The organism is Pseudomaricurvus hydrocarbonicus (assembly GCF_011602365.1).
In the GTDB taxonomy this organism is placed as follows: domain Bacteria; phylum Pseudomonadota; class Gammaproteobacteria; order Pseudomonadales; family Cellvibrionaceae; genus Pseudomaricurvus; species Pseudomaricurvus hydrocarbonicus.
Window position 1 is genome coordinate 359,765 of record NZ_JAAONZ010000004.1, and the last position, 12,089, is coordinate 371,853.

8 protein-coding genes are annotated in these 12,089 nt (G+C 53.1%); 3 read left to right on the forward strand and 5 right to left on the reverse strand.

All coding sequences use genetic code 11. The annotated features are described in order from the left end of the window. Positions 1-19: 19 nt before the first annotated feature. The 3 genes from G8770_RS08250 to G8770_RS24385 all read right to left on the reverse strand — a co-directional run bounded on the left by G8770_RS08250 (position 20) and on the right by G8770_RS24385 (position 4,614). Positions 20-1,231 (reverse strand): porin, encoded by a 1,212-nt coding sequence (locus G8770_RS08250; protein ID WP_167184563.1) that lies wholly within the window; start codon positions 1,229-1,231, stop codon positions 20-22. A gap of 414 nt (positions 1,232-1,645) precedes the next feature. After that, complete coding sequence (locus tag G8770_RS08255) at positions 1,646-3,544, reverse strand: propionyl-CoA synthetase (protein WP_167184565.1); 1,899 nt, start codon at positions 3,542-3,544, stop codon at positions 1,646-1,648. Between the two features lie 350 nt (positions 3,545-3,894). Next, positions 3,895-4,614 (reverse strand): DUF3014 domain-containing protein, encoded by a 720-nt coding sequence (locus G8770_RS24385; RefSeq protein ID WP_167184567.1) that lies wholly within the window; start codon positions 4,612-4,614, stop codon positions 3,895-3,897. 582 nt (positions 4,615-5,196) lie between these two features. Between G8770_RS24385 and radD the strand changes: the two genes are divergently transcribed. Beyond that, a complete protein-coding gene (gene radD / locus G8770_RS08265; RefSeq protein ID WP_167184569.1) occupies positions 5,197-6,960 on the forward strand; it encodes a DNA repair helicase RadD in 1,764 nt (587 codons plus the stop codon). A gap of 43 nt (positions 6,961-7,003) precedes the next feature. Here radD and G8770_RS08270 read toward each other — a convergent pair whose 3' ends face one another. Next, positions 7,004-7,231, reverse strand: a complete 228-nt coding sequence (locus tag G8770_RS08270) for a hypothetical protein (protein WP_167184571.1) — start codon at positions 7,229-7,231, stop codon at positions 7,004-7,006. 386 nt (positions 7,232-7,617) lie between these two features. Here G8770_RS08270 and fusA point away from each other — a divergent pair, with 386 nt between their 5' ends. Beyond that, entirely contained in the window at positions 7,618-9,702 is a 2,085-nt protein-coding gene (gene fusA, locus G8770_RS08275) for an elongation factor G (protein WP_167184574.1), read from the forward strand. Between the two features lie 132 nt (positions 9,703-9,834). Here the strand turns inward: fusA and G8770_RS08280 are convergent, their stop codons facing one another. Then, on the reverse strand, positions 9,835-10,941 hold the full coding sequence (locus G8770_RS08280) for a porin (RefSeq protein ID WP_167184577.1): 1,107 nt from the start codon (positions 10,939-10,941) through the stop codon (positions 9,835-9,837). A gap of 253 nt (positions 10,942-11,194) precedes the next feature. Between G8770_RS08280 and modA the strand changes: the two genes are divergently transcribed. After that, entirely contained in the window at positions 11,195-12,040 is an 846-nt protein-coding gene (modA, locus tag G8770_RS08285) for a molybdate ABC transporter substrate-binding protein (RefSeq protein ID WP_167184580.1), read from the forward strand. Positions 12,041-12,089: the final 49 nt, after the last annotated feature.

The following is a 12,089-nucleotide window of genomic DNA, read 5'->3' on the forward strand; positions in this document are numbered from 1 at the left end:
TTAAGGAAGCCAGCCGAACCTAGAAAGACCATCCGAGGCCCAGGTTCAGTGCGTCCTTATCCGTACCACTGCTTTCACTGACGAAGTCGGTGTAGTCCGCTTTCAGTACCACGGTTGGTGTTAGCCAGTAATTCACACCGTATTCCCACACTTCGGTATCGTCACTATTACTGAAACCGGCCGTAGTATTGTATTCACTGTAACGGGCAAACACACCCAGCGAGTCGGTGAACTTGTAGGACGGTTCCAGATACCAGCCATCCTGAGAATCGCGACCCAGCAGTTCAATCTCGTCACCGTCGATGTCCCATTCGGCCCAAAGGGCTCTCAAGGCAAAAGGCCCTACAGTGTAGGCAGCGTGCACTTCCGTCAACCAGGCCGAGGCCTCAGTGAGTGCGCCCTGGGAGATGTCTTCCTGATACTGAACTGTGGCCGCCAGTTCCAGTCCGGCTATGCCAGTATATTTCAGTCGAGCGGTGTAGGCGAAGTCTTCCGCGTTCGCTTTGGCCGACTTCTGGCGTCCGCTGCGAATTTTTCCTTCAGCGTTTTCCAAGCCACTGTGAAGCGCCAGGTTATAGTTCAGGCCGGGAGCCAATTCGCCCTTCAGCTGAACACCGGTTTCCCACCAAGTGGCCGGAATGATCTCTTTTTCCACCAGGTTGCGCTCGGTGCCGTAAAAGGTATCGGGCTCATGAGTTTCATTGAGAATCCCCACCGGCACCAAAAACTGACCCAGCTGGACACTGTGGTTCTGAGTGTAATCCCACTCAATGAAGGCCTGCTCCAGCTCAACCTCACCGACCTGCTCTTCACCGGCTATCCCGTGCTCCAGCTCAAACTCGGAGAAGAAGCGCACGCTGTCGGTAAATTGATGACCGAAATACAGCACAAAGCGGTGCGCATCAACTTCATCATTTTTGTCTTCAAAATGGTTGTAGTGGTGCTCACCATAACCGCCGATGGAGGTTTTCTCTACCCAGGAGGCTACTTGCGTCAGTGCTTCACTGCCGACCACACCCTGCTCGATCGCATCCGCCGCCGCCGATACCTTGACCTCAGTCTGTTGCAACTTGGAATCGGTTTGATTCAACTGGGCTTTTAATGCATTGATTTCGGCCTGTTGAGTTTGAATCAACTGCCACATTTCTTCCATGGACGGGGTAGTATCAGCTGCTTGGGCTGAAACGGTGGCTAGGGCAATGGCTGCAGCCAACATGGACTTCTTTAGCATGAACGCTCTCCTGTTCGACATTTGTGTGGAGTGGCAAGACAAAGTTACCACCCTCTAATTTTGTGTCGCGAATCTTATACGGATTGATAATATTTATCAATTACATTTAGATTGCCCATGCTATTAAGTATTTTGTGACCAGCAATCAAGCATCACCAAGTTCACCACCATCACCCTGGGATTCAACAACAGCGTGCAACTCTGACCACGTCTTTTCACATAAAACAGTCAAAGCCACGATTAACCGACAACAAAAAAGGCGCTACAGAGCAAACTCTGTAGCGCCTTTCGGGGCGACTGCGGGACCTTATTTTACTCGGTACTTATCACCCATACCGTGCCCTTGAAAAGCTGCCATTTCAGGCAGTTCGGTGACTGGTTGCCCCCCGCCCTTTGCTGCTGTACAGGCGGGTATCAGTTGGCCTTTTTATAGCCATGCAGGGCAAGTACGTCCGCTATTTCAGGCAAACTGGCCGGGTCATCAATCGTAGAGGGCACGTTGTAAGTTTCTCCATCGGCAATTTGACGCAACAATTTACGTAGAATTTTACCCGACCGGGTTTTCGGTAACCGCTCTACCACCAGGGCTTTCTTGAAGCTTGCGACGGCACCAATCTGATTTCGGACTCGCTCCACGAGCTCCGCCTGCAGCTCGTCCTCAGACATGGTCTCGCCATCCTTGAGGATCACCAGCCCGAGCGGCAGCTGCCCTTTCAACTCATCGGCCACACCAATAACCGTACACTCTGCAACGGCCGGATGAGCCGCCAGTACCTCTTCCATCTCGCCAGTGGACAAGCGGTGCCCAGCCACATTGATAACATCATCCGTGCGTCCCATGATAAAGACATACCCATCTTCATCCCGATAGCCCCCGTCACCGGAGACATAATAACCATCAAAGGTAGACAGGTAACCGTTCTGGAAGCGTTCAAAGTTTCCCCAGATTGTGGGCAGGCAGCTGGGAGGCAAGGGGCGCTTGATCGCCACACTCCCCTGCTCATTTGGCCCCAGCGGCGTACCCGCCTCATCCAGAATCTGCACATTAAAACCGGGCGAAGGCAAGGTTGAGGATCCCGCCTTGCAAGGCTTTGGATCAATCCCCATGAGGTTGCCACAAATCGCCCAACCGGTTTCGGTCTGCCACCAATGATCCACAACAGGCACCGACAACAGCTCCTTTAGCCACTCATACGTGGGCGGATCAAGGCGCTCACCGGCCAAAAACACGGTTTTCAAACAGCTGAGATCGTATTTCTTCAAATATTCAGAGTTCGGGTCAGCCTTGCGAATCGCCCTGAAAGCCGTAGGCGCTGAAAACAGCGCTTTCACACCGTATTCATTGACCACCCGCCAGAACGCACCCGCATCCGGGGTGTTGACTGGCTTGCCCTCGTACAGGACGGTCGACAACCCCGCCAACAGCGGTGCGTATACGATGTAAGAGTGACCCACGACCCAACCGACGTCCGAGGCCGCCCAAAAGACCTCTCCAGGGTCCATATCGTAGACAGCTTTCATACTGTATTTCATGGCTACGGCATGACCCCCGTTATCACGCACAACACCTTTTGGCTTACCGGTGGTACCTGATGTGTAAAGGATATACAGAGGGTCGGTGCCATTCACGGTGACGCAATCCGCCGGCTGAGCTGTGGCGACCAACTGGCTCCAGTCAAGATCTCGCCCCGCCTGCATCGCGGCAGTTACTTGCTCACGCTGGAAAATAACGCAGCGCTCAGGTTTATGCTCGGCCATATCAACAGCGTCATCAAGAAGAGGCTTGTAGGGAATCACCCGATCAACTTCAATCCCGCAGGACGCTGAAACCACCACTTTAGGCTGCGCATCATCGATCCGCACCGCCAACTCATTGGCTGCAAACCCCCCAAACACAACCGAGTGAATCGCCCCCAGGCGGGCCGTTGCCAGCATGGCGATCATCGCCTGTGGAATCATAGGCATATAGATGAGAACCCGATCCCCCTTGACCACGCCCTGCTCCTGCAAGGCACCGGCAAACAGAGATACCTGACTGAGCAGCTCATCATAAGTCAATTGCTGCTTAATTCCGGTCACAGGAGAATCGTAGAAAACCGCGACTTGAGAGCCTCGGCCCTTGGCCACATGAGCATCCAGCGCCATATGGCAGGTGTTCATTTCACCGTCCGCAAACCAGCGGTCCATACCGTTTTCATCCTGGCTCAATATCTGCTCAGGCGCTTTAAACCAGTCCAGCTCGCGGGCCTTATCGGCCCAAAAGGTTTCGGGGTGCTCAATGGATAACGCGTATTCCTGTTCGTAGGTGTTCATTTATTATTTTTGCAACCTCGCTCTCTAAATTTTTGACTGATGGCCAGCTTAAACCCAGAGAGGAAAATTACTATTCGACTATAGTCTGATTTGAATAAAGCCCGAGTCTGATTTGAATATCGCCCGAGTCTGATCTGAATATCGCCCGGTGCGAATCTGGCCCAACCTGAATCAGCCTGTGCCGGCCTCCATTGAGGACAAATGCTGTCTGAAACCTACCCTGACGCCACCAGACGGTATGACCCCAAGCCAGGCATAATGCAGCCCTGATGGCTGACCCGGGCAGCGACCGACAAAAAAAGGGTCTGCCAATGGCAAACCCTTCGTCAATCGCTCGCCCAACCTCGAAATTACAAGTAAAACTTCAATTCCTTTAAATAGGCCTGCAGCTTTTCCCGATTGTCTTTACCCATGCGCCAAAGGGCTTTGTCCAGAGCCGACTTTTGCTCCAGGCTCTTGTCTTCATATTCGTAAAACACATGTGGCTGAACCAGCACGGCCTCTTCATCAACGTCTTCAACCGCAAGAATCCGGGCAACCGCTTCGTTCATTCGCACGCGGAAACTGTCTTCTTTACCGAGCTCACCATAAGCCTTTTCCAGCAGAGGCAACCACTCGCGGTAATAACGCCCCAAGGTGCGAGGCGGAATGGCCGTTACGGCATCGATCAAAACGGTGACACGCTGGGAGTTGGTCTCCGCCGCCAGGTATTCGTCGTCCCCCAACGCTTGAACCGCAAAGCCGGGCATGGGGAAATCAATGGGCTTGTGTCGTTGCGGAAGCTTGCCTGCGGCCAGCATATCGACGACCAATACCCACTTGCGCACCTGCTCTTCAGGCACCAACCACTGCACCAGCTGTGGCGACAAGGATTCAACAATGGCGAGCGCCTCATCATCACTGCCATCGAGGCTCGGCGGGGTTGGCAGCAAGGGCTCCTCAACAGGGCGGGGCTCAACCGGTGCGGGGGATTCGCTCACCGCCTCTTCAACCTCGTCAGGAATCACCACTGGCTCCACAACTTCAGGCTGAACCACCTGAGGCGTCGGCTCAGGTTTATTTTTTGTCACGACAAAATATCCCGCTACGATCAAAGCCAGCACCGCAGCCAAACCTATCTTTATCCCATTATTCATAATCATCCCCAAGGTGATTGATTCGCAATTTGATACAACCTTTTCTGAGCACACACAATACGCCACCAATGTTTCCGCCAGGTACGAGACCGAAGCAACGAAACATTGACGGCTTCCAACCCTCTTCCCAGAAGGTAGCGCCGGGCAACATACAACCCAAAAGGTTTTCTCACGCCACCTTTGACGCTTTTAACACCAATAAGTTTCTGATGAATTACGATCAATTATGGCACTAACAGCCTAATTCAAAAGGAAAAACCCATATTTTTTTGCGCAAATTTAAAACCGGGCCTCCAACCCATCGCTTTAGACAGGGTAATAGGGGTAAATCCACCAAGGCTTGATGGAGGCCAATTCAGCCGCTCACCATCATCATAGTGGCCTAAACACTCCCCTGTGCACAAATATGTCCCGCAAACCGTTGTGTATAAAACACAGGAATCCTTATACTTGTCTCCACCACCGGGGCTACGAGGCCCAACACACTCCCCCAACCACAAGACATCCCCTCTTTTTATGCCGGTCAAACTGCGCCCCTATCAACAGCAAACGGTTCAGGCCACCCTGCATCATTTTCGCCAGACAGACGACCCTGCAGTGATCGTCCTGCCGACAGGGGCTGGCAAAAGCCTGGTGATCGCCGAGCTGGCCAAGATCGCAAAACGCCGCATTCTGGTACTTGCCCATGTCAAAGAGCTGGTCGAACAGAATCACCAGAAGTACGAACATTATGGCTATAAAGCCAGCGTGTTTGCCGCCGGCCTGAATCGAAAAGAATCCACGCACCAAATCACTTTTGGCAGCGTGCAATCGGTCGCCCGCAATCTCAACCATTTTAACAACGAATATTCCCTGCTGATCATCGACGAATGCCACCGAGTATCGCTGCAAGAGAGCTCCGAATACCAAAAGATCATCCACCACCTCAGAACTCACAATGTGAACCTGAAAGTACTGGGTTTAACGGCTACCCCCTATCGACTGGACAGCGGATGGATCTACCAGCAACACCTGCCACTCAAAACCCAACGCACCACCGAAGCCACGCCCTTCAAAACCTGCATTTTCGAGCTGCCGCTCAGGCAGATGATCGCTGAAGGCTTTTTGACGGAACCCCGGCTGCTGGACGCTCCTATAGCACTTTATGATTTTGAACAGCTCAGGCCAGGGACGAATGGTCACTATCAGGAGGCTGACTTAAACCGCGTCCTGCAGGGCGCCAAGCGTGCGACAGCCCGCATTCTGGATCAAATCATCCATCTGGCTTCAGATCGCAGCGGTGTGATGATATTTGCCGCAACCGTCAAGCACGCGAAAGAAATCCTCACCTATCTGCCCCCGGAGTGCTCCGCCATTATTTTGGGGGACATGCGCCCCAAGGCCCGGGACAGCGTCATCCAGGCCTTCAAACAAAAGCAGATTAAATTTCTGGTCAATGTGTCCGTGCTGACCACCGGGTTTGATGCCCCCCACGTCGATCTGATAGCGGTCTTGCGACCTACCGAGTCTGCAGGCCTGTATAAGCAGATTGTTGGCCGGGGGCTGCGCCTATCTCCAGGCAAGCAGGATTGCCTGATTCTCGATTATGCCGGCAATACCCACGACCTTTATCGACCAGACATTCCCGCCGCCAAGCCCGACAGCAATGCCGTTCCGGTGAATATCCCCTGTCCCGCGTGCCAGCATATCAACCTGTTTTGGGGGAAGACCGACAATGACGGGGATGTCATAGAACATTTCGGGCGTCGCTGCCAGGGGCTCATTGAGCGGAAAGAGCACACCCTCGAACAATGCGACTTTCGCTATCGTTTTAAAGAATGCGGCCAATGTGGAAGCGAAAACGACATTGCGGCACGCCTTTGTCACCAATGTGAACATCAGCTCGTGGATCCAGACCAAAAACTGAAAGATGCGCTGCGCCTGAACGATGCCAAAGTCATCCGCTGCGCCGGCATGACCCTGCACCACACCACCAACAAAGATCAGCAGCCACGCCTAAAGGTTGTCTACCACGATGAAGAGGGTGTGGAGCTCAGCGAAACCTATGCCCTGACCTCCAAAGCTCAGCAAGGTCACTTTTACCATCAATTTATCCGGCACCACTTAAAATGCCCTGAAGAACGGTTTTTTCCACAACACCCGGCAGACGCCATTAGGGAGCAGGCACGCTTCAGGCACCCGGACTTCGTCATCGCCCGTAAAAAAGGCCGTTTCTGGTCGATCCGTGAGCGGATTTTTGATTACGAGGGGCACTACCGTCGAGCCAATGAGCTGAGTTAAACCTGAAAACCCTGCTTGAAGAACAGGGCCAGTCGGGCAGAATTCAAGAGTGTGACACCTCCACCCCGTTCATACTTGCGGCCAGATCATCCAGATCAGCGCAGGTACTGTCATAACCCTGACTGTCCGTAAGCGAGTAAGACACCTGCACCGTGTTTGAGCCCTTGTGCAAACGAGCCTTTACCCTGGCGACTTCACCCGATTTCAGGCGATTCAGAAATCGGTTGGCGGTTTGACCACTGTCGAAGGCGTACACAATCTGAGCATTCATAAAGGCTGTTTTTCCCACTAAACTCTGCCAAACAACTTCCCGACTCTGCTTTGGAATCCACATTAGCGAGACCGGGAACAACGAGCGCATTATACCCAAGTGATCACCCGTGTCTGCCCAAGTGGTGATCACTGCCTCAAACGAATCAAATGCCACTCGCTTTTGACGCACCAAAGCACATTTTTCCGGCTTAAAATTCATGGATACTAGTCGTTTATTATCAAGGGATTATCCAACAAATCTCATTCTACTTATAAGTAAGGAAGCACTTCGCTTTGCCATACCTGCTCGAACACTAAGGGATTATCGAAATACCCCTTCTACATACATCAAAATACATGTACAATCTCGCGCTAATTTTGGCCCTGGCTTATCGAGACCCACTAATGACAGACTTATCAAAGTACAGAAATATCGGTATCTTCGCCCACGTTGATGCCGGTAAAACCACCACGACTGAACGTATTCTGAAGCTGACTGGTAAGATCCATAAGCTTGGTGAAGTTCACGAAGGTGAATCCACTACCGACTTCATGGAACAGGAAGCTGAGCGCGGGATTACCATTCAGTCCGCGGCCGTCACCTGTGAGTGGAAAGGTCACCGTCTGAACGTGATCGACACCCCGGGGCACGTTGACTTCACCGTTGAAGTATACCGCTCACTGAAAGTGCTGGACGGCGGTATCGGCGTATTCTGTGGCTCCGGTGGCGTTGAGCCCCAGTCAGAGACCAACTGGCGCTACGCCAACGAATCCGAAGTTGCCCGTATCATCTTCGTCAACAAGCTGGACCGTATCGGCGCAGATTTCCTGCGTGTTACCGACCAGGTCAAGAAAGTTCTGGGCGCCAACCCCCTGATCATGACCCTGCCAATCGGTCGCGAAGACGAATTTGTCGGTGTTGTTGACCTGCTGACCCGTCAAGCTTTCGTTTGGGACGAGTCCGGCCAGCCAGAGAACTATGAAGTCAAAGACGTCCCGGCCGACATGGTTGACGATGTTGAAATGTACCGCGAGCAGTTGATCGAAACTGCCGTTGAAGTTGATGACGACCTGATGATGGCGTACATGGAAGGCGAAGAGCCCTCCGTCGAAGATCTTAAGCGCTGCATCCGCAAAGGTACCCGCGACCTGACTTTCTTCCCAACCTTCTGTGGTTCTGCCTTCAAAAACAAAGGCATGCAGCTGGTTCTGGACGCCGTTGTTGACTACCTGCCAAGCCCAACTGAAGTTGACCCGCAGGATCTGACCGACGAAGAAGGTAACCCGACTGGCGAGAAAGCCATCGTATCTGCCGACGAACCTCTGCGCGCACTGGCGTTTAAGATCATGGATGACCGCTTTGGCGCCCTGACCTTTGTTCGCGTCTACTCTGGCATGCTGCGCAAAGGCGACACCATCCTCAACAGCTTTACCGGCAAAACCGAGCGTATCGGTCGCATGGTAGAGATGCAGGCAAACGATCGTAACGAAATCGATTCCGCCCAGGCCGGTGACATCATCGCGATCGTAGGCATGAAGAACGTACAAACCGGCCACACCCTGTGTGATCCGAAGCACGAATGCACCCTGGAAGCCATGGTATTCCCGGATCCCGTTATCTCCATCGCCGTTGCCCCGAAAGACAAGGCTGGCGCTGAGAAAATGGGTATCGCGATTGGCAAAATGGTTGCCGAAGATCCTTCCTTCCGCGTTGAAACTGACGAAGATTCCGGTGAAACCATCCTTAAAGGTATGGGCGAACTGCACCTGGACATCAAAGTCGACATTCTGAAGCGTACTTACGGTGTTGAACTGGTCGTTGGTCAGCCGCAGGTTGCCTACCGCGAGACCATTACCCAGGCGATCGAAGACAGCTACACCCACAAGAAGCAATCTGGTGGTTCCGGTCAGTTTGGTAAAATCGACTACCGCATCCGTCCGGGCGAGCCCGGCTCCGGCTTCAAGTTTAACTCCGTGGTTGTGGGCGGTAACGTTCCCAAGGAATTCTTCCCTGCCATCGAGAAAGGCTTCTCCACCATGATGGGCGAAGGTCCTCTGGCGGGCTTCCCGGTTCTGGACGTTGAAGTTGAGCTGTACGATGGTGGCTACCACGCGGTTGACTCCTCAGCGGTTGCGTTTGAAATCGCCGCTAAAGGCGCCTTCCGTCAATCCATGCCGAAAGCCGGTCCTCAGCTGATTGAGCCCATCATGAAGGTTGACGTCTTTACCCCGGAAGATCACGTAGGTGATGTGATTGGTGACCTGAACCGTCGTCGCGGCATGATCAAAGATCAAGAGCCAGGCGCTACTGGTGTCCGCATCAAAGCTGACGTGCCTCTGTCAGAAATGTTTGGCTACATCGGCAGCCTGCGCACCATGACTTCTGGCCGCGGTCAGTTCTCCATGGAGTTCAGCCACTACATGCCTTGCCCAGCCAACGTTGCTGAAGGCGTGATTGCTGCAGAAAAAGAGAAGAAAGCTAAAAAGTAATTCTTTTTAGTTCGCAAGAAAAAGCCCCGCCAGCGCAAGCTGGCGGGGCTTTTTTGTTCGGTACATGCTGACAAAAAGCCAAGCAACCCGTAACGCGAGGAGCATCCAGACTCAGAAAATGACCGGGTCTGCCTAAAAAGAATATTTCACTCCCACAGAAACGGCCCTGGGCAAACCACCCGGCAAGGTCGCCACCTCATAACCGTGCGCTCCGTCGACCCCCTGATATCGGGCATTACGATCATTATTGGTTTGCGTATAAATGAGATACCCCTTTAGCGATGCGCTCACCTTCCGCTCCACACCCGCGCTCAACATCACCGCCCCCGAATCTCTCACATGGTCGTAATCCTTCGCCACAAAGGCCTGAGCGATATAACCCCAAGCCCCAACACCGTAAATCGCATTTACGCCATACGCCTCCCGATCCAGGCTGTTAACACCAGACAGAGAATCCTGACGCACCAGGTCGGCAATCAAGCCTAGCGTGATGTCACCCCACCGAACTCTGGCCGCCAAGCGGGTAGCATCAATATCGCTGCCATAAAACTGAGTCCAATGGTCGTGGGCTGCCGCCAGAGACAAGACCTCCCCCTGCCACTGCAAGCCTACCGCTGTGATTTTACAGCCATTATTATCCAAGTGTTTATTGGGCCTGGTGCAGTCTTGTGAGTATTGCAGCACCCAATCAACAGTCCCCTGTGGCACAGACACCTTGTTGCGCCACATGACCATCTTGTCCGCACGGGTATTGATCAGCGATCCCGTTAAAGCACCCGCCCCAATCAAAGCCCCCCGATCCGCGACCGTATCATTCATCACAGAGTAACCTGTACCCACCATTTTAAACGGCGTGTCGTGACGGCCAAGCAGCACCTCCCCCCAGGGACTCCTAAACCCCACAAAGCTGTTTCGCAACACAAACGCATCGCTTTTGGTTTCAGCAAAAACCAGCCCGTGCTCCCACTGATAAAGAAAGGCCCAGCCGTCCTCAGACCCGAGCGCCCCCCTTACCCCCAGTCGACTGGAATTGCTGGAAACAACCCAATCGCTGGCCACATACTTGTCATCAGCGTCCATCTCGACCAGAGCATCAGGCACACCGGAATCACGATAATCCACAGAGCCGTGCATAACCCCATAAACCTCTAACCGCTTGCCCACCACTTCGGCCGCAACAGACTCCAGGGACCACGCCAGAAGCGCAGCAACAATGACTCCACACCGAACAACAATCATCCAAACCATCCATCAAAGTTTGATACAAGTCCCACAAAGCCCCCATCTCGCAGGAAGATCACTCCAATCAGGAGCGCAATACCGACAACAGCTTAAACAGCTTTTCGAGCCCACCGGCATAAGCTCCCATCATTCCCATTGTCGTTATATAGCTTATGATAAAGAAAAGGGGCAAACTGCACTCCAAGCCAGTCAGCCCCAGGAGAGCTTGGCGGCCGGCCCCCACAACGTTAACGCGCACTCAGACTGACTCATGCTTAGAACATTCTTACAACACCACACAGCACCAACCCGGCGAGCACTCCCCCTCAGTACCGCCATCGTCCAGATACTAATCCTGTCCGCAATATTAATCTCCGGAGCAACCCGGGCAGAAGACATTCATGTGGCTGCAGCCTCCAACTTCACCGCCACCATGAAGGATCTGACCCGTTCTTTCGAGCAGGAAACGGGTCATCAGGTGATATTATCCTTTGGCTCATCCGGTAAATTTTACGCACAAATCAGCCACGGAGCCCCGTTTCAGGCGTTCTTTTCGGCGGATCAAGCCAAGCCCATCGCTCTGGAAAAGGCCGGGCTTGCCATTCCTGGCAGCCGCATAACCTATGCCGAGGGCAGCCTTGCGCTCTGGTCAGCCAAACCGGATTTTGCCAATCAGGGAGAAAAAACATTAGTACAACGAGACTTTCGCAAGCTGGCTCTTGCCAACCCCAGACTCGCCCCTTATGGCCAGGCAGCAATGGAGGTTCTGAAAAACCTGGACCAGGTAGACGCCACTCGCAACAAATGGGTGCAGGGAGAGAACATTTCCCAGACCTACCAATTCATTGACAGCGGCAATGCCGAGATGGGGTTTGTGGCAGCGCCTCAAATCCTCAAACGGGGGAAAATCACCAAGGGCTCAGCCTGGATCATCCCCCACGAACTGTACAATCCGATTCGCCAGGACGCCGTGATATTGGAAAAAGGGAAAAACAGCCCAGCCACCCATGAACTGATGGAGTTCATGCGCAGCAGCCGGGCGAGAAAAATCATTGAGTCTTACGGGTACGCAGCCGGCGCACCAGACCAATCACCGAAAACAACCATCAAGGAATAGGAATAGGAATAGGAATAGGAATAGGAATAGGAATAGGAATAGGAATAGC

Coding starts and splice junctions, on each gene's coding strand:
- radD (WP_167184569.1), top strand. CDS start 5,197: ATGCCGGTCAAACTGCGCCCCTATCAACAGCAAACGGTTCAGGCCACC.
- modA (WP_167184580.1), top strand. CDS start 11,195: ATGCTTAGAACATTCTTACAACACCACACAGCACCAACCCGGCGAGCA.
- G8770_RS08255 (WP_167184565.1), bottom strand. CDS start 3,544: ATGAACACCTACGAACAGGAATACGCGTTATCCATTGAGCACCCCGAA.
- G8770_RS08280 (WP_167184577.1), bottom strand. CDS start 10,941: ATGATTGTTGTTCGGTGTGGAGTCATTGTTGCTGCGCTTCTGGCGTGG.
- G8770_RS08270 (WP_167184571.1), bottom strand. CDS start 7,231: ATGAATGCTCAGATTGTGTACGCCTTCGACAGTGGTCAAACCGCCAAC.
- G8770_RS08250 (WP_167184563.1), bottom strand. CDS start 1,231: ATGCTAAAGAAGTCCATGTTGGCTGCAGCCATTGCCCTAGCCACCGTT.
- fusA (WP_167184574.1), top strand. CDS start 7,618: ATGACAGACTTATCAAAGTACAGAAATATCGGTATCTTCGCCCACGTT.